At 34.3% G+C, this 20,805-nt stretch carries 23 protein-coding genes; 17 read left to right on the top strand and 6 right to left on the bottom strand.

Annotation, left to right across the window (positions count from 1 at the left end):
- Positions 1-3: 3 nt before the first annotated feature.
- Together IPH52_26335 and recR are read left to right on the top strand one after the other, a co-directional pair.
- Positions 4-354 (top strand): YbaB/EbfC family nucleoid-associated protein, encoded by a 351-nt coding sequence (locus IPH52_26335; protein MBK7058506.1) that lies wholly within the window; start codon positions 4-6, stop codon positions 352-354.
- On the top strand, positions 347-940 hold the full coding sequence (gene recR / locus IPH52_26330) for a recombination protein RecR (protein MBK7058505.1): 594 nt from the start codon (positions 347-349) through the stop codon (positions 938-940). Before IPH52_26335 ends, recR begins: the two co-directional genes overlap by 8 nt.
- Here the strand turns inward: recR and IPH52_26325 are convergent.
- Positions 937-2,229 (bottom strand): hypothetical protein, encoded by a 1,293-nt coding sequence (locus IPH52_26325; GenBank protein MBK7058504.1) that lies wholly within the window; start codon positions 2,227-2,229, stop codon positions 937-939. The genes recR and IPH52_26325 overlap by 4 nt on opposite strands.
- Positions 2,226-3,188: a hypothetical protein gene (locus IPH52_26320; protein MBK7058503.1), complete on the bottom strand. Its 963-nt coding sequence runs from the start codon at positions 3,186-3,188 to the stop codon at positions 2,226-2,228. Before IPH52_26320 ends, IPH52_26325 begins: the two co-directional genes overlap by 4 nt.
- A gap of 183 nt (positions 3,189-3,371) precedes the next feature.
- Here IPH52_26320 and IPH52_26315 point away from each other — a divergent pair, with 183 nt between their 5' ends.
- Complete coding sequence (locus IPH52_26315) at positions 3,372-4,733, top strand: ATP-binding protein (protein MBK7058502.1); 1,362 nt, start codon at positions 3,372-3,374, stop codon at positions 4,731-4,733.
- Between the two features lie 4 nt (positions 4,734-4,737).
- On the opposite strand, the gene IPH52_26310 is transcribed toward IPH52_26315, so the two are convergent.
- Both IPH52_26310 and IPH52_26305 read right to left on the bottom strand, forming a co-directional pair.
- Positions 4,738-5,817, bottom strand: coding sequence for an ATP-binding protein (locus IPH52_26310; GenBank protein MBK7058501.1), 1,080 nt, complete (start codon positions 5,815-5,817; stop codon positions 4,738-4,740).
- Positions 5,818-5,954: 137 nt separating this feature from the next.
- A complete protein-coding gene (locus IPH52_26305) occupies positions 5,955-7,799 on the bottom strand; it encodes an OmpA family protein (GenBank protein MBK7058500.1) in 1,845 nt (614 codons plus the stop codon).
- A 44-nt stretch (positions 7,800-7,843) separates the two neighbouring features.
- Between IPH52_26305 and IPH52_26300 the strand changes: the two genes are divergently transcribed.
- From IPH52_26300 to IPH52_26285, 4 genes are all read left to right on the top strand, one after another.
- A complete protein-coding gene (locus tag IPH52_26300; GenBank protein MBK7058499.1) occupies positions 7,844-9,013 on the top strand; it encodes an acyltransferase family protein in 1,170 nt (389 codons plus the stop codon).
- A gap of 2 nt (positions 9,014-9,015) precedes the next feature.
- Entirely contained in the window at positions 9,016-9,684 is a 669-nt protein-coding gene (bioD, locus tag IPH52_26295) for a dethiobiotin synthase (GenBank protein MBK7058498.1), read from the top strand.
- Positions 9,681-10,964 (top strand): adenosylmethionine--8-amino-7-oxononanoate transaminase, encoded by a 1,284-nt coding sequence (gene bioA, locus IPH52_26290; protein ID MBK7058497.1) that lies wholly within the window; start codon positions 9,681-9,683, stop codon positions 10,962-10,964. Before bioD ends, bioA begins: the two co-directional genes overlap by 4 nt.
- A gap of 554 nt (positions 10,965-11,518) precedes the next feature.
- Positions 11,519-11,749 carry a hypothetical protein gene (locus IPH52_26285; protein ID MBK7058496.1) on the top strand — a complete coding sequence of 77 codons (231 nt, stop codon included), beginning with the start codon at positions 11,519-11,521 and terminating at the stop codon, positions 11,747-11,749.
- Positions 11,750-11,786: 37 nt separating this feature from the next.
- On the opposite strand, the gene IPH52_26280 is transcribed toward IPH52_26285, so the two are convergent.
- Complete coding sequence (locus tag IPH52_26280) at positions 11,787-12,728, bottom strand: hypothetical protein (GenBank protein ID MBK7058495.1); 942 nt, start codon at positions 12,726-12,728, stop codon at positions 11,787-11,789.
- 127 nt (positions 12,729-12,855) lie between these two features.
- Between IPH52_26280 and IPH52_26275 the strand changes: the two genes are divergently transcribed.
- The 10 genes from IPH52_26275 (at position 12,856) to IPH52_26230 (ending at position 20,223) form a co-directional block, all read left to right on the top strand.
- Complete coding sequence (locus IPH52_26275) at positions 12,856-13,548, top strand: hypothetical protein (protein ID MBK7058494.1); 693 nt, start codon at positions 12,856-12,858, stop codon at positions 13,546-13,548.
- A 32-nt stretch (positions 13,549-13,580) separates the two neighbouring features.
- Positions 13,581-13,877 carry a hypothetical protein gene (locus IPH52_26270; GenBank protein ID MBK7058493.1) on the top strand — a complete coding sequence of 99 codons (297 nt, stop codon included), beginning with the start codon at positions 13,581-13,583 and terminating at the stop codon, positions 13,875-13,877.
- Between the two features lie 174 nt (positions 13,878-14,051).
- Positions 14,052-15,485: an ATP-binding protein gene (locus tag IPH52_26265; GenBank protein ID MBK7058492.1), complete on the top strand. Its 1,434-nt coding sequence runs from the start codon at positions 14,052-14,054 to the stop codon at positions 15,483-15,485.
- 35 nt (positions 15,486-15,520) lie between these two features.
- Positions 15,521-15,829, top strand: coding sequence for a hypothetical protein (locus tag IPH52_26260; protein ID MBK7058491.1), 309 nt, complete (start codon positions 15,521-15,523; stop codon positions 15,827-15,829).
- 107 nt (positions 15,830-15,936) lie between these two features.
- On the top strand, positions 15,937-16,356 hold the full coding sequence (locus IPH52_26255) for a hypothetical protein (protein ID MBK7058490.1): 420 nt from the start codon (positions 15,937-15,939) through the stop codon (positions 16,354-16,356).
- An 83-nt stretch (positions 16,357-16,439) separates the two neighbouring features.
- Positions 16,440-17,567: a hypothetical protein gene (locus tag IPH52_26250; protein MBK7058489.1), complete on the top strand. Its 1,128-nt coding sequence runs from the start codon at positions 16,440-16,442 to the stop codon at positions 17,565-17,567.
- A 66-nt stretch (positions 17,568-17,633) separates the two neighbouring features.
- A complete protein-coding gene (locus IPH52_26245; GenBank protein ID MBK7058488.1) occupies positions 17,634-17,813 on the top strand; it encodes a hypothetical protein in 180 nt (59 codons plus the stop codon).
- Between the two features lie 33 nt (positions 17,814-17,846).
- The gene (locus IPH52_26240; GenBank protein MBK7058487.1) at positions 17,847-18,230 is read left to right on the top strand and encodes a transposase; all 384 of its coding nucleotides are present in this window, start codon (positions 17,847-17,849) and stop codon (positions 18,228-18,230) included.
- 95 nt (positions 18,231-18,325) lie between these two features.
- The gene (locus IPH52_26235; protein MBK7058486.1) at positions 18,326-18,739 is read left to right on the top strand and encodes a hypothetical protein; all 414 of its coding nucleotides are present in this window, start codon (positions 18,326-18,328) and stop codon (positions 18,737-18,739) included.
- Positions 18,736-20,223: an ankyrin repeat domain-containing protein gene (locus tag IPH52_26230; protein ID MBK7058485.1), complete on the top strand. Its 1,488-nt coding sequence runs from the start codon at positions 18,736-18,738 to the stop codon at positions 20,221-20,223. Before IPH52_26235 ends, IPH52_26230 begins: the two co-directional genes overlap by 4 nt.
- Here IPH52_26230 and thpR read toward each other — a convergent pair.
- Positions 20,220-20,771, bottom strand: a complete 552-nt coding sequence (gene thpR / locus IPH52_26225; GenBank protein MBK7058484.1) for an RNA 2',3'-cyclic phosphodiesterase — start codon at positions 20,769-20,771, stop codon at positions 20,220-20,222. The genes IPH52_26230 and thpR overlap by 4 nt on opposite strands.
- Between the last annotated feature and the right edge of the window lie 34 nt (positions 20,772-20,805).

Genomic DNA, 20,805 nt, shown 5'->3' with positions numbered 1-20,805 from the left:
ATTATGTTTGGAAAAAAAATAGACAAAATGGCCGAGACACTCGGTAAGATGAAAGACATGAAAAACCAAATGGCAGCGATTCAGAAGAGAATCTCTGTTATCCGCGTTACTGCTTCTGCAGGTGCGGGCATGGTAGACGTAACCGCTAGTGGAGACGGTGTAATTACAAATATTAAAATTAACAAAAACCTTTTTGAAGGCGATGATATGAAAATGCTAGAAGACTTAGTCATATCTGCTACAAACGAAGCTCTCAAAAAATCAAAAGACGCCATGACTCACGAGATGAAAAACGTGACCGGCGGATTTGATCCAAATGAATTGAGTAAACTCTTCGGTGGATCGGGTGACTGATCTTCTCTTTAAAAAGTTAGTCTCTACACTGAGCTCTCTTCCCGGCATAGGGAAGAAGAGCGCCTATCGTCTCGGCTTTCATATTCTAAGAATGGATGGGACTGCATTCTCTAATTTTATAGAAAGCATTGAATCAGTAAAATCCAATCTAAAGTTTTGTAAAAAATGCGCAGGCATTACTGAATTCGAAGTCTGCGAAATCTGCACTGGTGAATCTAGACTTAAAAATATTCTTTGCGTTGTAGAACTTCCGGAAGATATTTTCTTTATCGAAAACACAGGTGAGTATAAAGGCAAATACCATGTGTTAAACGGAGTCATTTCACCGTTAGACGGCATAGGTCCTGAAAACCTACGCATCAAAGAATTACTAGAGCGTCTCAAGGAAGAGCCAGTAGAAGAAGTCCTACTCGCAACCAATCCAACTCTCGAAGGCGATGCAACTGCTTCTTATTTATTTAATCTCTTGCGGGCAACAGGCATTAAACTCTCACGTATTGCTCACGGCGTTACAGTTGGTAGCACACTTGAATATGCCGATCAATATACACTCGGCAAAGCGATTAAGTCAAGACTGACGATTTAGAATTCCTGTTTGAATTGAATGTTTGCGAAATAGATTTCACCGGCTCCATTGATTCTGCGCGATCCACTAACGTTAAAGACGAGAAAATCACTGACTAGTTTTAATTTGAATGCAGCTGCTCTATCAGTGAGGATAGTATTGATATTCTCCCCATCACTCCATTGTTCGTAAAGAGATCTAAATTGATTGGAATCTTTTTGGAGAATAGAAGAGATTTCTAGTTTCCAATCAGAGATAGGACGAACAGTCCATTTTAATTCTGCGAGTTCATCCAAGTTCTTCCTTCTTTCGAATCGCAACATAAACTCTGTTGACTTTAGCCGATACTCATAAGAAATTCCTAACGCTAGAGTGTTTAACTTTGGATTTTTTTCATCAATAACAGCGGGTAATTTTTGATACCCCCTACCAGAAATACATAAAGCCCCAATTCTACCGCTTAGAATAGAAGAATTAACGCCAATTACCCGCTCTTCCTTTTTATCTGAAATATTTTTAAATGCTTCGATTCTATCGTAGTGATATCTAGATATTTTTAAATTAAAAGCTTTCTCGTTATTTGTTCCCGTTAAATTATCCAGATTAGATACAAACAAACCACCGTTATCCTCTCTATAATGAGAAAGCTCTACTTCCATTCCCCTTTTTGGAAAGAAAGCGGAAAGATTCATATAACCGTAATAGTTCTCTCTCTTTCCCATAGCCTGAGAGCTAATGGTAAATTCCCCTTCTGACTTTGGATGTATTTTATAGTTTCTAAGATTTAAAGCTAAGAAATGAATCTTTGTTTCAGGACTATAGGTATAGGCAAAAATATCTTCTGGAGATTTAATATAAAGGGAAGGTTTATGCTCAGAAATTCCTTCTCCCATAAAAATTCCTGCTGACCATCTAATGGGTAGTAACCCCAACCAAATTGATTTTTTAAGAGGTTGTGGAATCACACCTAGTCTAGGATTTTGAAAGGCGGAATAGTATTTCTCATTTCGTAAAATATAAAATCCTGGGATTGGTTTGTATCTATGCCCAGCTGAGAAATAAAAGAGTTCATTTTTAAATTCAATTGAGCCTAACGGCGTTTCGCCCCTCTTCTCAATTCCTGCTTGCCAGTTTTTGTATTGAGTATTAAAAAGGGCACTTGTTTTTGATTTCTGATTTTCTCTTACAAATCTACTTTCAAAGTATTCCGCTGTTCCATACAAAGTAAATTTAGGCTTTGTCTCTTCTGCCAATAGATTTTTAAAACCAAAGAGGATTAAAAATCCTAGAATACAAATAGGGGCTTTCAACGATTAGCCTTTACTTTATCGTATTGGATTTTATTGCATTTTCGAACTAAGTCAGGTGAAAGAGTTTTTAAAAGTTCCTCGTATTCTTCTTTTGATTTACTCGCACGGGAAATTCGAATGGCAACAACTAAAGGAATTCTAAATTTGAGAAGCTCTTCTATTTTTATTTCAAAGATAATTCGTTCTTTCTTTTTAAACTTTTTAGCTTCCCACTCTTCTTTCTTTTTCTCCCTTTCTAAATCAGTTTCATCTATATAAGGATTGATTTCTTCTTGAAATAAGCTTTCTTTATTCTCTTGGAATATTTTATAAACAAAAAAAGAATTTGTCTCTTCTCTTGACTCAGTCTCCGGCAAATGAGAAATTGCCCCTGTAAAGGATTCTACTTGAAAGCTAAACGATATACTCCCACTCCACTCTGTCTTTTCGGGAGAAATTTCTTTTGCAATACTGAGACCAATTCCAGGTGACTTACCGGATAGAACAGATAGCGCATACTCTTTCGTATTCTCTTTTGGATTTTCTTTGTAATAGACAAAAAGACTTTTTTCTGGATGAAGATGAAAACCTAGAGATAGACCTTTATAAGTTGGATTCGTTGATTTAAAATTTCCGTAGAAAGAAAAGAAATAAAATCGAATCCCTGGATTCAATGTAAGTAACTCGCCTGATTCTTTTTGTAGCTTATAAGGAATTTCTGTATAGGGCAAATTTTCTCGAAGAATTCTTTTGTAGCTAAGAGCCATTAGCTGTATATGGAAATCAAATTTAGGTTTAATTTCTTTAGTGGCATGATACCAGGCAAAGGCTTTCTGATTGTTTCTGTTTTCTTTTTCGAATCCTAATCCCATCGATGGATTCAAGAAAGAATAGTGATCGATTAGTAAGTTACGGGAAATTTCATCCGCAATCGAAACACTACTCCAAAAAAAATACAGACACAAGAATCGAATTCTCATACCCGTACTGGTTCAAATAAGTTTTTATTGTGCGGATTTTCTTTTTGGAATTACATAGTTGAACGGAAAATCCAAACAATAGTTAAATATATCGGTTTTTACAATTTTCCCAAAAATTACCCTTGCTTTTTTACATATATATAATAATATTACCCTTAAATATTTCAATATTGAGAATTTTCAATGAGAAGAATTGCTCTAGAATCTCTAAATAACTGGAAAACCAGACCAAATCGTAAACCTTTAATCCTGCGTGGGGCAAGGCAGGTAGGTAAATCCTACTTGGTCAGAATTTTTGCAGAAAAAGAGGGACTTGATCTTTTAGAGTTAAACCTAGAGACCGAAGAAGGGATTTTGGAATGCTTTCAGTCTAAAAATCCAAGCGAAATCGTTTCTCTTTTAGAACTTAAAACGAACCGAAAGATAATTCCAGGGAAGACAATTTTATTTCTAGATGAAATCCAAAAGGCGACAGAAATTTTCGCGTCGTTAAGGTATTTTTACGAAAAACTTCCTGAACTTCATGTGATTCTTGCTGGCTCTCTTTTTGATTTTGTTTTTGAAGAGCATAATTTCTCTATGCCAGTCGGACGAATTGAATATTTGTATCTAGGACCAATGACGTTCAAAGAATTCCTAGAAGGACTCGGAAAAGAAAATCTAAGTCAATACTTGAGTGCCTACTCCATCAGGGATAAATTACCATTAGCCATTCATGAAGAACTACTAAAAATATTTAGAATTTATTTGGTCATTGGAGGTATGCCAGAAGCAATCCAAACCTATAAAGATACAAATTCATTTTTGGAAGTAGATCGAGTAAAAAAATCTATTCTTCTCACCTATAGAGATGACTTTTCTAAATACACTAGTCCTGGAAAAAAAAGTATTCTACAAAAGATATTTCAAACGTTACCCGCAAGCGTAGGAAAAAAAATTATGTATATGAATCTAGCACCGGATGAAAAGATTCAAGATATAAAAAAAGCTCTGCATCTTTTATCGATGGCGCGAATTTATACTCCCGTGTTCCATACAGCCGGAAATGGAATTCCACTTCGCGCACAAATAAATGAGAAGGTTCAGAAATGTCTGATGCTTGATGTTGGCTTATTAAATAGCGCTTACGGTTATTCTTACGCTGATTTTATTTCTTTAGAAAATGATGCACTTTTTAACATCGGAAATATTTGTGAACAATTTGTAGGACAACACTTATTATACGCAGGTGAAACCTTTGAAGAGCCGGAATTATTTTACTGGGTGCGAGAAAAAAGTCAATCTTCCGCAGAGTTGGATTATCTTATTTCAGTTGGTCCGAAAATTATTCCAATCGAAGTAAAAGCAGGAAAAACAGGCACATTAAAATCCCTTCAATCTTTTATGAAAGAAAAAGAAATTTCCTTTGGCGTTCGGTTTAATGCAAATTTACCTATTCTCCAAAAGGCTGATTTCTCTCTACCAAACACAAAGGGAGAGTTTCAACTTTTATCCCTTCCAGTCTACATGGTAGAAGACGTTATACGACATATCAAAACAATATAATCAATTACACTAACTCTTCTGTAAACTTCCAAAAGGGAAGAACTCGAACTCTATAATCAATGTTTTCAAAGTCAGAATCACCCATATGCACTTGATAGAATTTAGGAATATCCATTCGAAGAGAAAAATACTTGATATGTGGACTAACTTGTTTTTCCCCTAATTTACATTCAACGGCAAACTTTGGTTTACCGTCTTCGACAACTACAAAATCAATTTCTCTCTTATCTGTATCTCTGATATAACAAAGATCCATTTTATAACCGAGAGTGTCTTCGCGAAAATTGCAATACTTTAAAAGTTGAGAGCCTACTAAGTTTTCGAAACGAGCGCCGCTATCTTTACACAAAGACCAATCCCAAAAGTATAATTTTTTTTCTTTTTTAACAGCACGAATTTTAGATGAACTAAAAGAAGAAATTCTAAAAGTAAGATAAAGGTTTTCCAGAATTTGCAACCAATGCTCGACTGTTTCATGGGCAACGGATAAATCTTCTCGCAATGAGTTCACGGATAACGGCGAACCCACTCTTTCAGCCAAAAGAAAATGTAAGAGTTCTATTTTTGAAACTTCGCGCACTTTTTCTAAGCTTATCATGTCCTCTTGGAGAACAAGCTTTTGCCGCTCCAATTGCCATCGTCTCCAAAAGATTTCCTCTCCCTTAAAAAAAGGTTCAGGGAATCCCCCGAATTTTAGTAAATTCTCTACATCACTCTTATTTGGATTTGTATATACATCACGGAGGTTAATAGGATGTAACCGATATAGATGATATCGACCTTGTAACGAATCTCCCCCTCTACGATAATAATCTAACCTAGCAGAGCCAGTCACTAGAAATTGACGAGAGGATCTGTATTTATCAAAGATTCCTTTTACTAAATTTCGCCAGTCATGGTATTTGTGAATTTCATCTAAAACGATTAACTTTTGCCCTGCCGGTAACTCGCCTCTTATAAGTGGTTCTTTTACGGGTGGAAAGTCCCAGTTCAAATAAGCTAGATGCTCATTCGATTCAGCACCGAGCATTTGTAGGGCAAAGGTAGTCTTGCCCACTTGCCTAGGTCCGGCTACAAAAACCATCTTATGTTCCAAATCTTGCAGAATGAAGGGAATAATATCAATTTTCATGTTTTTTTTCGAGTCAAGTCTAAAATAAACATCTTTATTTTAGAGTCAAGTCGAATTTACTCATAAATTAATAAGAATCCCTTATTTCTCTAATTCTTCAAAATTCGAAACACTACCCGTCTATTTTTTGCCCTTGCGTCTGCTGTGTTATTTTCTGTAAGAGGGGCTTCTTCTCCCCGCCCTTCCACTTTAAGTCGGTGAGGCTCAATGCCAAATTTCTTAACTATATACTCCGCGACAGCATTTGCTCTAGATAGAGACAAGGCAATATTATCCGCACTCTTTCCAACATTATCCGTATGACCTTCAATTGCGACTTCTAGATTTTTGTTCGCTTTCATGATTTCACCAAGTCGATCAAGTTCTGGCTCGGATTCTTTCTTGATTTCACTGCGATTGGATTCAAAGAAGAGGTTATTGATTGTTATCTCCCCGCCTTTCTCGATTTTAGGAAGAACCATGTCCACTTCGACTTCCTGGTATAATTTTTCACTCTCTCGCAAATCTTTATTCTTGTGAATAGGAAGATAGCCTTCTTTCTTTGCGTGAAACCCGTAGTTGTCGCCATAAGGCAATACAATCGAAAACTTACCTGTATTCGGATCAGAAATTGTAGAGCCTTTGTTCTCTTTTGTTGTTAAAGATTCATAGAAAACTTCTGCTCCCAGCGGCAAACCTTTGTCAGTCACAATTTTACCTTTTACAATGATTACCGGGTTTGGTTTTGCTTCACTCGGAAGATAGGTCATAAGTAAATGACCTTCTTTACTCGCATAAGCCCAATTACCCGCAGCAGGAATAGAAAAGAAGTTTACTCCTTTTAGATTCTTAGAAGTTTCCTGCGGCGCTCCCCATTCTGTCCAACTATCTCCCACTCTCTGTGTGTAGTATATCGATAATCCGCTGTGACCGTTGCTAGAAAAATAAAGCGTTCTATCGTCTGAGGCTAGAAAAGGAGCCATCTCTTCGTATTCAGTATTAATCACTTTACCAAGATTTGTTCCGAGCGGAAAGACTCCATCGGTAATATTAGACACATATAAATCCAATCGTCCAAGAGAATCTTTATGCTTTGCGGAGTATATTAGCGTTTTACCACTAGAAGAAAGAGTCGAGCCACCAAAGATTTGTAAATTGGCATTATCCTCACTTCTATATAAATTGTAAAAATCAGGAAATTGAATTCGCTGTGGATTACTCCAACCATTGCCCTGCTTGAAGCTTTTATAAAGCGGAACTTTGTTTTGAATCTTTTCCATCTCCCGTCTATATCTCTCGCGCACTGCCGCATAACGTCCTTCTACCTCTCGGGCATTTTTAGAAGTCTTAACAATTTCTGCTTTTTCGGCATCGAGTTGCCTTCGAATTTCATCAAATGTCTCTTGGTCTGCATGACTTCCAAATACAAATAATTCATTTCCACCGGGTAAGGCAGATATGATTGCAGCAGGAGCTTTATTATTTAAAGGGGGATCCATTTGAACTCCCTTCTTCCAAAATCCATGCGAATCCATTTCACTGAACCAAATTTTTTGTGTGCTGCTTCCGCTTGGTTCATGAACAAGAACTGTCCAGAATAAAACGTTTCCATCAGGAGTAACAGAGGGGTTAAATGCAGTTAGCCCACGGTAGACATATTTAGGAATTTTCTTAATCGTCCACTTCGCTAAATTTTTTTCGCTAGCAAAAGGAGCTATTTCATATCTAAGGGGAACACAGGAATCTTCTTCGAAGAAACAAAGTATACGAACTTTTTTGCCGGTAAGCTCGGAAAGTTCCTTTTGCATTTCAGTATGTTTAAAAGGATAGGTATTATCATCGGTTTCGATATAGGAGCCAGCACCGATTATATTTCCAATAACTACAACTTCTTTGGCAATTAAGGAAATGTGAAAAAAAGCTAGCAATACATAAAGGGGAAATCTATTTTTCATAAGCTCTAATAACATCGGAAAAAATAGAATCTACTTAATGAGTGATGCACAAACGATTATTTTATCTAGACAATTTAAAGACATTCGCACTTCTACTTGGAGTTCTTTTCCACACATCCATTGTCTATGCTCCTAGCATTGGCTACGCGATAAAGAGTGACGAGCTACACTATTTTTTTACAATCCTAGTTCACTTGATTCATGTATTTCGAATGCCACTTTTCTTTTTCCTGTCAGGTTTTTTTTCTTATATGGTATTAAACAAACATGGAGGAAGAAACTTTACTTTCTCTAGGTTTGAAAGAATGTTTGCTCCGCTGTTAGTCGGACTTTTTTTATTCTCCCCCGTCCAATACTTTTTGGTATACAATCAAAAACACAGTCCAATTTCTTTTTGGGAATATTATCCAAGATTTTTTTCGACAGAAGAATTTGATCTTTCTCATATCTGGTTTTTGGTTTATTTGTTTTTATATAGTTTTGTTTTACTGATGGATCATAAATTTTATCTATTCGAAAGAATTTCTTCTAGTTCTTATTTCGGAGCACGAAAGCATTTTAAGAAAATTCATTTTAAATTAACTGTGAATTTTTCTTCCAATCTAATTTTATATTCAAAAGCAGTCTTATATTGTTTTGCCCCTGTTTTAATCGTAAATTGGTTTTTTAACAAAGACGATTCTTATTTGCGGATACAACCTGTTTCCTTCACCTATTATCTTGCCTACTTTATGATTGGGGTAATTGCCTACAAAAATAGTTTACTCCAAAATGTAAATTCTTTGCGAATAAAAAATATTTTTCACTCCATAGGAATAATATTGTTATTCGCAATTTTTCTTTACCTGAGTGAGATAGATCCCTACTGGATGAATTTTACTTTTGATTCCAAGAGAATTTTCATTCGAGTTTTTCATTGGCTCATTGATATTCTTCTGGCTTGGAGTATTATTTTCTTATTGCTTCCCTTTTTCCAAAAATATTTAGATCACACGAGTCCAACACTCGACCATTTACGAAATTCTGGAATGAGCATTTATTTACTCCATCATCCGATTTCACTTATCCTAGCAAACTTTTTACTGAAAGTTAATATTCCCATTTTTCTGAAATTCTCTATTCATACCCTACTTGTCTACTTTCTGAGTTTTTTTTTCTACTATTACGTAATAAAAAAATCATTTATTTTAAAGAGAGTCTTTGGAACTAAGTAGATATGGCAATATTTATTACTGGGACTGGAACAAATATCGGGAAAACACTCTTTTCATCTATGCTGATGGCAAAGTATGCTAGGCATTTTGGGTTAAGGTATTGGAAACCTGTTCAAACCGGCGCGTTAAATGATTCCGATCTTTTAAAAGTAAAAAAATTAACCGGACTCCAGGATAAATTCTTCATGGAGACAGATTACCATTTTCTAAAACCAGCCTCCCCTCATTATGCGGGAGAACTCGAATTCAAAAGTGTAGACACAATCCGTCTTGCAGAAAAGTTCATGACGCAAATGGCAGAGCCAACGATCATCGAAGGCGCAGGTGGACTTTTAGTTCCACTTAATTCTAGCACGATGATGGTAGACATTTTAAAAAAATCTAGAATCCCGGTGATCCTAGTTTCCTCTCCAGAACTTGGAACGATTAACCAAACGTTACTCTCCATAGAGGCAATGCAAAATCGAGACATTCCGATTCATGGTTTTTACATGCTAGGGGAAAAGAATGATTTGTCGCGAAATAATATTTTTACAATCCAAGAATTTTCCGGAGTGAAATGCCTTGGCGAATTAGGAATTCCAGCTAGCATTGTAGATGGAAAACCATTTTTACAATACATAGACACTTACTTCGACACAAACGAATCAATCAAAAATCTATTTAAGTGATCTGGCATCCTTATACAATTTTAAAAGGACAACCCGATCCTCTCAAGGTTGTCCGGGCAAAAGGAGAATTTCTATACGATGAAAAAGGAAATTCTTACATCGACGCAGTTTCTTCCTGGTGGATTAGCATTCACGGTCACAATCATCCTTACATAATCGAAAAAGTAAAAGAAAGTATATCTAACTTAGATCATGTCTTACTTGCGGGTTACACAAATGTAAACGCTGAACTACTTGCAGAGAAATTAATTCAATTGAATCAGAATGTTTTTAAAGCTGTATTCTATTCGGATAACGGCTCCTGTGCCATAGATATAGCGATTAAAATGGCAACCCAATACTTTCAAAACAGAGGCGAAACTAAAAAGGAAAAAATTTTACACTTTAGTCATTGCTACCACGGAGATACAATCGGGGCAATGTCAGTAGCGGGCAAATCAACATTTAACGCAAGCTTTAAAAATCTACTTTTTCATTCCCCTGAATTTCCTTCTCCCGATTGCAATAACTGTCCAATTGGAAAAAATCCTTCTTCTTGCAAAGAGGAATGTCTCGCTCCTCTAGAAGAATATCTAGCGGCTAATTCTGATACTACGGCAGCGATCATCATCGAGCCCTTAATCCAGGGGGCAGAAGGAATGAAGTTTTACAAAAAAGAAATTTTAAGTAAACTAAGAAGCCTTTGTGATAAATACAATATGCTTCTCATTCTAGATGAAATCTTTACAGGGTTTGGGAGAACAGCTAAGAATTTTGCCTATGAGCATGCGAGTATCAAGCCTGACTTCATCACTCTCGCAAAGGGTCTCACAGGTGGGGTAATGCCATTAGCCGCTACACTTGTATCAGAAAGAATCTACGAAGGATTTTATTCAGAGGACGCAAACAAAGCATTCTACCACGGTCACACGATGACAGGAAATCCTTCCGCTTGTGCGGCAGGTCTTGCTTCTTTAGAATTGTATGAAAGAGAAGACCGCCTAAACGATGTTATCCGCTTGGAAGCAGAGCTAAAAGAAAGAATGTCCCTCCTAAAACAAAAACACGGAGAGCGCATGATAAACGACCGAACTCTCGGAGCGGTCTGTGCTTTTGAACTAGAGGGTAAGTCTGATTACCTGAATCCTATTTCTAAAAAGATAAAAGCCTACTCTCTCGAAAGAGGCGTCATGATTCGCCCACTGGGTAACACAGTGTATGTCGCTCCCCCGTATACAATCAGCCAAAGCTCCCTGGGTAAAATATTTGAAGTAATAGAAGGGATAATTTTGAATGTTTAATGACTTTGAACGATATCGGGCAAAGTCATTAAGTTAAGGAAATTATACGGTCATTTCGAACGAATGTGAGAAATCTATTTCTCAAACATTGTATTGGTTAATCTTATACGACGTATGCCGGTTAGACCTCTCACGATTAAGCAGTTCGAGGTGACTGGGGTAAATGGCACTTAACTGAATGACATTGTCCGCCTGTCTCTAATCAAACAAGTCCAAAGCTCTAGTAGAAATTAAGAAGCCGTTAAGTTGTCTATATCTCAAGTATAGAATCAAAGAAACTGACATCCATAGTATCAAAGATAGTCATAGAATTAAAAGTAGTATCTTTGATACTATTCTTGAAACTATGTTTGATACTATCCTTGATGTATCGGTAATAAAACGGTAAGTAAAAGAAAGTAAAAAAATTTCCCCCTCCTAAAAGAAATTACCAAATCGGAAAAACATTTTCCGCATCTTGTCCTGCCCTTGGTATAGAATCATTTCATAAACAGAAAACAGTTCAGAAATTCATCCTCTAGAAATGTTTCTCGTGCATAAGAAAGGAGAAATTCGTGCAAGCTTTAATAGAAAAAAGAAATGATACCAGCATCGAAACCGATGTGGCTAACAGAGACGTGGCGAAGTGCAAAAAATTATACTTAGACCATGTAAAATCCTTCGGAGAAAAACCTAATACAACTTTTGTTTCCTTCCTCTTCGACTCCTTAGAATCAAGAAGAATTTCCATCACGCAGGAGTTAATAGATAGTATCCGGTATATTAGTAGGGAGAGTGGGTTGTGAAAAATACGAAACCGTAGAGACGCGATTCATCGCGTCTTCATAAGTATTCATAATGTTTCCCTAAAGCAGAAATTTTATTTTTAAAATCAAGAACCGCAGATGCCGGACTTAAAAGTTTTACATAAATTCCGTAGTTAAACAGAATCCTTTGAATCAAGAAAACATCATTACACGAAATTTCTACAATGATAGCAAGTGGATTATCGTTGTTAATTACTTTGTATTCGATTTCATTCGTAGTAGAAAAATGAACAAAGGAATAACTATTGAATTGAACGGTATATACGACAGTCACCCAATAAAACTGACTTTCCGGGGAAGCTTCAAAGCTAACTCGATCAAAAGGAATATTACTCTTTTTCCTTTTTTTATAGGCAGAGAGTAAATCATTTTTTAATGAAATAATATTTACAAGTGAGAACCACTTACCTCGTTTATCTTTTAAATCTGTTACCACAACATCTAAAAATTGATTCTTAGAGATAAGGTATCTAGGAATTATCCGCCGAATCGATTTCTGCCAATTCATAGACTTAGCGAATTCTAATTCAATTACAAGTGAATACTTTATAGCATATCGAATAAATACAAATAACCGCAATACTTCATAGAAATCTTCTTTTTTTGATTTAAAAAATATACGAAGGTGTTGTTCGTTGTAATCCTCACAAAAGAATTTTACATAAGTAGAAATAATTTTAAATGGAATATTTTTATTTTCAAATTCTATTTTTTTCGATTTCAAGTTTAGACTAACACCGATTTTCTTTAACTTTCCTGTATACAGTCGAAACCTTCTATCAAGACCCCAATCCGATTCTTTGCCTTCCTTCTCGGCGTCTTGAAGTTCATCGAGTAATTCTGCCAAAGAAAGGGAATTTAAATCTTTCTTTCGAAATATATATTCATCAGCTAGACTCAAAAACTCAATCGCTAAAATGATTTGTTCACTGGATGTCAGATTCTTTTTTCTACTCATCCTTATTTTATCGGACAATCAGTCATGTTATTAAAAAAATTAGAATCGGAAAGAAAGTTTCCGGATCGCGAAATGATTCTATTGTAAGATGAGAGAATAATTTTAGAAACAAAAAAAGGAAAATAGAATGAAGTATTTAATGATAATTAGCCTATTCAGTTTAATAACCTGCGCAAGCACACCGGAAGAATCAGCGCCAGCACCGTATATAGAAGCGCCTAAAGAAGAGGCTAAGACTGAGTTGACGCAAGAAGAAAAAGATACAATCGATAAAAAATTAGAGAACCTTAAAAAACTCCCTATTCGAAATTTAATTGAAAATGTTAAAACATCACAGGATTATGAGAGAAAGCAAAGTTGGGCTGCGCTCGAAGAAGTATTGAACCGAAAATTACTTGCGTTACTAAAGAAAGAATTTCCTGATTCAAAAGATGTTTTGGAATTACCAATCTATAATCCAACGGGAGAAGAGAATTATTTCAAGTTAGTTTTAAAAGACTTGTATATGTTATATATTTCTAAAAATGCGGAAACCGGTGATAGCATTACAAAAAAGAATTTGGATCTAAAACGAAATAAAAAGGAAAAAACAGTCGCTGTCTTTCTAAATCCACCGGGTGCCCGTGAATCACAAGAGATTACGTTCAAAGTATATAACGGTAAATTGATATTATCCAGCTACAGATCAGGTATGGAAGTAAACCCAAGAGGCTACGAATATGTAGTCCCAGAAATTATTTCAATGCTAAGTCTCAAAGAGAACGGATATGTCCCAAGCCTAAAAAATATCAATCAGGAAAAAGTGGATAGTATTAAGTAGCCGCTGTCTGGACTATGCGCACGGAGGTAGGCATGAATGAAAATGAATACTATGAGATGCCTTTTATTACAGGCGTGTCTCTCTTTTTCGTGGGCATAGACGATTTGAACAATCCAATCTTTGTGTCAATAGAGCCGAGAGTCGTAGAACGATTTCGTGATTTCTTAAAAGATGTAGCAAAGCGGTATAATACAGATTCTTTTACCAAAATATTAGAATTAGAAATTCTTGCCTTTCCTGAAATATGGAATACGCTATTTAATGTAGAGGAAAAAGCAAATGTAAATAAATTAGTTAGGGTTTTGGATTCGGGGAGTTTGTTATGCTGACTCAAATAATTTCTACTTTCCTTTTTTGTCATTAGCTAATACCATGTAAAGCTATGGAACTACTTTACGTTTGGATTGAAATGTAGAGATTAACGTAATTATATATAAAGGAAGTTAAGTATGGAACCACAATATTGGGCAGCAGGATACCATTTTGGAAAAACAGAAAGTCAATTGGATGATTTTTTAGAGAAAAATTATTGGATTGGTTCAGGCGGTGGTGAAGAATATATACCAGAAATAAAAAAAGATGATATAATAATTTTAAAGTCTTTAGGAGGAGAATATGATTTAAAGATTAAGGCAATTGGTTTTATCACTTCTCCTGCTGACTCTAATAAAAAAGTTGGAGTTGATTGGAAAAGAAAAGGAGATTTGTATTCAGGGAAAGCACCTTCAAAAAAAGAGTATGGAGAAGGTATAGGCAATTGGTTTAATACACTAATAAAAGTAAATAACTTAGAAGTAAGAAAGAAATTTTTCGATATTTTCCTAAATGCAGTTGAAAACTATTATTTAGATGAATTTTATATTAAAAACTTTCATAGCCTTCAAAATATTACTTTGCATTCACTAAAAGATAAACGGCAAATATATATATTGGGAGAGAATGGAGACGGAAAAACCCTATTATTACAATCGATATTTCTTTCTTTAAACAAAGGATTTATCGAACAGATAGATGATAAAGAAATTCTTTCTTTGAAAAATGAAGCAAAAGAAAATACATATAGTTTAAGTAATATTCTAGATAGTAAAGAAGTAATTAATTATGATTTTAACAGAATCATCGCATTTGGTTCCTTAAGAGATTACATTCCTACAGTAGAGCAATCTTTTTTTTGTGAAACTTTATTTTCAAATAAATACACTTTAATTCATCCCAAGAAATTACTTTTAGACTTTTATAACAAAAGAAATGCGAAGGAACAAATTTCAAAAATGAACCTTGAAATTCTAGATAGAATGTTATCCGTTTTTTTAGAAAAAAAAGTAATAATCTCTCTAAATACTGATATTGTTAATTTTATAATTAATGATGAACAATTCGGATATGATGAATTATCTGCTGGATTTAGAAGCATGATTTGTTTTCTTATAAATCTTACCTACCGTTTTATTCAAATTCAACCAGAAGCAACAAAATTCCCAGACTTCACCGGAATAGTTTTCATTGACGAAATAGAAGTTCATATGCATCCAAAATGGGAAATAAAATTTCCAAGTAAATTAAATGAATGGTTTCCAAATATTCAGTTTTTTATTACTACTCATAGTCCTGAAATTATGCTAGGCGCATCAACCCTAGAAAATGTTGCGTTATATAAATTTGAAAAAGAAGAAGATGGTAGCATTAATCTTAATAATCTATTTCCTGAAGATCCAGATAATCCAGAAAAAAGAATTAATATTTTTAAAAATCGTCGAATCGATCAAATTCTTAGTAGTGAGTTATTTGATACAGAAGCAAAAACCTATTCTGATAATCAAATTAAATTAATAGATCGAAAGTTAAAGCTCCTTTTAAAAAAGGAATTAACTCCTGATGAAGAAAAAGAATTATTTATGTTAATGAAAGAAACTGGAAGTATATACGAAAATAATTAGTGATTTTATTTAATTTTATACTTAAAGGATATGTCATGATAAAAATCAAAAAGAAAATAAGACCAGATAAAGATTGGTTTGAGAAATCCAGAAAATTAAGAAAAAAACATTGCGATGAATACTTAAAAACACCAGATGACTATAAAAATCAACCAAGTGGAATGAAGCCCAAAAAATTTGATTTTGATACAGACCATTATAGTAAGATTAAAAATTATTTAATAAAAAATCAACATGATAAATGTTGTTACTGTGAACGAAAAATAACAACGAATGAACAAGATGGTGATGTTGAGCATTTTAGACCAAAGGCAGGGTATAAAAATAATAGAAAAGAAAATTAATATTTCCGGGTTATTATTGGTTAACATATAAATGGGATAATCTTTTATTGAGTTGCGCATATTGTAATAGAAGATATAAAAAAAATTTATTTACAATTAAAAATAATATGTTTAGAGTAAGTTCACACCACAATGCAAAAAACTTGCATAAAGAAAATGCCTTATTGCTACATCCCTCAAAAGATAATCCCGAAGAGCATATTACTTTTATCCGTGAAAAAATAATTCCACAAGTAATGCCGACAGGAATAGAGTCAGAAAAGGGTAAAGTTACTATTAATACATGTGGACTAGAACGTCCGTCCTTAAATAATTCTCGAGAAATATTGTTTAATAAAATAATTAAGTTAAAGGAACTTAGACTAGAAAATGAAATAGCTTTAAAATTAGCTAAAGAGCAAGTTATTATAAATATAATAAATAAGAATATTAAGCATTATAAAACTGAAATTTCTGATTTAGCAAAAAGTTCTTCCGAATTCGCTGGAATGGTTCGAGCAAATTTCCCTGACTTACCGAGAGATTAAACGTCCCCTCTCCAAACTCACCCGCGACACCGCTGAAGAGTTGGGGTTAATATAGAATAACCACAAAAAAATGAGGCTAATACATGGAAACCGATGAAACCTCGGATTTAGATGATCCAAAATTCAGGATATTAACAGAGGAAGAAATTCTAGCAATGCCTGAAGAAGAGCAGAGGCAGTATTTTATTAGTTTGACAAAGTCGTTTCTAGAAAAAGAAGTGAATTCTCTAAGCAGGTTAAACAAACTAAGAGCTAATTACCAAGAGAACATAAAACTTATTCAAACAAGTATCCTTAGACTTAGAGCCAGAAAAAAGAATGATTTATTTGAAAAACTCTTAGTCGTTCTGGAAGAAGGAATAAATTCGCTGAAAACTGACAAGATCGCAATGGAATTAGAAATTAAAAGTTTAGAAGATATGTATGAAAATACAAATAAAATTTATTATGAGATCGCAGGCGAAACAATACAAACAGATGAAATCGAAAAGTCAAAATCAAAATCTATTGATGAGCTTTATAGTGAAGCTTTGGAGGCATTGAATCGTGAAATACAAGAAGGCAATTTTAAAGAAGTTCCAACTCAAAAGGAAATCAATGCTCTAATAGATTCTTTACCCAAAAAAGAAGGAAAATATATTCTAGAAAATTTTGGAAATTTTGTAGAGAATAAGCAAGACAATTCAAATCTGTCCACTTCGCAAGAAATCATTTTGACAGAAGTAGAGCTAGAAGCACTTAGTGTTGAAGAGCAAACACGTTATGCTATACGTAATAAAAGAAATTCTGTTAAGAAATTTGAGGAAGTAATAAAAAATCTTTCCGAAGGCATGAAAGAAATAAATAAACAAATGAAATATCTAAATGACATTCTAGAATTAAATGAAAGTATTTCAGACTATATATTGAATGGGCAGGTTGATAGAGCAAGAGAATTATACATATCTTATTCAAAAATGACCGAGGAGAAGGGAGGAGAAATTGAAAGTTTTTATGATTTAATCGTTAATAACGAAAAAGAAAAAATAACTCCCGAATTTAAAGAAGCTCTTCAAAAAATGGCAAAAGAAATTGAAACTTATGTTCCGCAAGCAAAGCAGGACAATGAGGAGGGAGAGAAAACCAATGAGATACCTTCAGATAAATCTTTACAGGAACGTATGGAAGAGAATAAAAGAATACTAGATAAAATCAAAAAATGGGCAAAGTAAATCATCTCTCCAAACTCACCCGCAACATCGCAGAAGAGTTGGGGTTAAGTTAAAAACAGAGGCAAAATGACATTATTCCAAAATAAATACAGAATCGAATCAACACGAAGAGAAGGTTGGGATTATGCGGATAATGGATATTATTTCATAACCATATGCGCGAAGGATAGAGAGCATTTTTTTGGGGAGATTGAGAATGGGGAAATGGTGTTATCGGAAATGGGATTGATTGCAAAAAATATCTAGTCTGAAGTTCCAAAACATTTTCCTCATGCAGAATTGGATGAATTCATTGTAATGACAAATCATGTTCATGGATTGTTATATTTATCAGGACAGGAAAAATCATTCGAGATGGAATCAGAAATTGCGCGTTCAAATAAGACGCGATCAATCGCGTCTCTACAGCAAGGCGGAATTACAGGGATAAACAATCCTGTATTAAATCCATTGTCTTTATCAAAAATAATTCGTTGGTATAAGGGTCGCGTTACATTCGAAATATCTCGTAGAGACGCGATTCATCGCGTCTTGAATAACAATTTCCAATGGCAACCCCGATTCCACGACCGGATTGTTAGAGACGAAATAGAATTATACAACGTCAGAAATTATATTGCAAACAATCCAAGAAATTGGGAAGATGATGAATTCTACACGTAGAGACGCACGGCTGTGCCTCTCCAATCACGCATGATTTCAGAAAAGAATTGCGGTTAATATAAAATATCCCCTATAACAACAATCGAGAAATAAAAATGAACGAAGCCCAAAATAAACTAGAAACATTATACAAACGAAGAGCGGAAGCGATAGAAGACATTGACATTATGCAAAAAGATATTGCAAGGATGAATATTACTCAGGGGTATGAATCAGAACATGGAGCAAAGTTTTTTAAGAATCTTATTCGAGGTGAAAAAAGATTAGAATCCGATATTGCAAAGTATGATAAAGAGATAGAAGAATGTAAGGCAACGCTTGGAGAAACAGAGCAAGACTTTTTATCACAAAATGAATACAGCGGCAAACAAAGAAAAACCAAGGAAGAGTCTTATGAAGAAGCCGTAGAAGAACTTAAAACCGGTAAAAATAAAAGTATAAAATTAAGAGACTATGAAATAGAGCTTTTGTTAAAAGCCATCGAAGATTCTGACAGAGAGGACGAATGAGAAATAAAAAAATAAATAAAGACAAGAAGTATACCGAACGGATTTTAGAGCAAGCAGTCAGAATTGGAAATTTGGATATCGTGAATGCTCTACTTGATAATGGAGCAAAGATTAATAATAAAAAATTTTCTCCATTACTTTCTGCTCTTAATTCTAAAAATTTTGATATCGCAAAAATTTTAATTCTCAGAGGTGCTGATCCGAATCTTGAGAGTAACGATAGTAATCCCCTTATACTTGCTTGCGAAATCGGAAATTTAGAAATTGTAAAACTACTAGTTCAAAAAGGTGCGAGAGTAAATTGTAAAAATAAATATAATACAACGCCTTTGTCTGCTGCTATTGTTGGGTCTGGGTTTAGAAAAGTTCAAGAATACACAGAAGAGCGCAAAGATATTATAAAATTTCTTTTAGAAAATAAAGCAGATAAAAACAAAGTTTATCTTTCATCTATGGAAATTTCCATCGCGCAAGTGCAATTCCTTTTGGAATATGACATCCCCTCTTATAAAGATCGCTATTATAATTTTTTGAGTAAAAAGAAACGGTTTTCATTTGGTAGGATATATCATTATGAGAAATTGGATATATCAGTAATTAAACTATTAATTGAAAATGAAATCAAAACTAACCCTGATTATAAAAAAGTTTTTAAATCCACGTTATCCGGCGCTATTAATAAGATACATGAACACAAACAAAAAAAGGAAAAAAAAAAGCAGGCAAAGTATATTAGAATTGCTATGCTTTTAATAAAGACAGGAATCGGTCTCTGGGATGCGATGGAGAAAACAATCCTTGCTGATGATCTTGGAATGTTTATGTATATGTTTAGAACTGATAGGGCAAAATTTCTAAAAAGTCCAAAGAGTGATTCCTTTGTTATCTCTGCTGTAAAATATGAACAAAAAGAAATATTACATTTCCTTTTAAAAAAGGGTTTCAATACAAATGGTCGAGAGGATAATAATAGAACTCCGCTACATTTAGCAATTAGCAAATTATTTCCAGTTCATATAAATTTTAAATATCTGGAAAAAGAACAGTTTGCAGCAAAGCTCGAACCTGTTAAAGCCTTATTAAAAAATGGTTCCCGTGTTAAGGTTAAAGATTATGAGCACACAAGCCCACTTCATTTTGCAGTGATGACTGATATAGTAGAAGTAATCGAATTGCTTTTAGACTCTGGAACCGACTTACATGAAAGAGGGAAATTCGGATACAGTTGTCTCCACTATGCAGCAGAAAATATGTGCCTAAACTCATTACAGTTTCTTTTGAAGAAGGGAATGGATAGCAATATAAGGGATGATTTTGGACAAACACCTTTGCATGTAGCCGCCTTTTTTGGGAAAACGCAAGCAGTGGAGATTTTACTTTCTCAAAATGCTGACAAATTAGCAAAAACAAATATGGGTAGAACACCACTTGAACTTGCAAAACAAAAAGGACACGTGGAAATTGCGGATGTCCTTTCCGATTAATTTGGAAAAGACCCAACAACCCTATACCGGTTTCTTTTATTATCCTCATCTGCCTTTCCTCTATCACCAATATACAGATGAACTTGACTTACTGTAAATGCGTCAGTTGAAAAACTAGAAAATTTATTTTTTATTTCTTCTAGTTTGGATTGAGTAATCCTGGAAGAGCGTATCAGAGATATATGCGGCTTAAACTCATGAGTAGACTTTGGAACTTCGGGAATAAGGGAAACAATTTCAGATTGAAGTGCAATTAGTTCTTTTGAAGGCTTTACGCTTAAGTGTAAAATCTGACGGTTTTCTTTTAATGTCCAATATTCTACTCGTTCAATTTCAATTTTAAATGGAGAGAAGGAGAGTTTCTTTAATCTGTCTTTTATTGATTGAATATATTCTAATTCTGGATTTCCTTTTTGGAGGAAAAGCATTGTTATGTGTAAGTCTTCTTTTTTCTCCCATAATTCTTCTGGAATCTCTTTGTCTTGCATTGTTGTAAAGATTTTCTCTCTTATAGATTCGGGTAGACTGATGGCAATGAATAGACTCATAGATTTAGATTTTAGAAACTTGTTTTAAAGTAAA

The organism is Leptospiraceae bacterium, from assembly GCA_016708435.1.
In the GTDB taxonomy this organism is placed as follows: Bacteria; Spirochaetota; Leptospiria; order Leptospirales; family Leptospiraceae; genus UBA2033.
The sequence above is the reverse complement of the archived record's forward strand: the minus strand, read 5'-3'. Positions and strand labels throughout refer to the sequence as shown.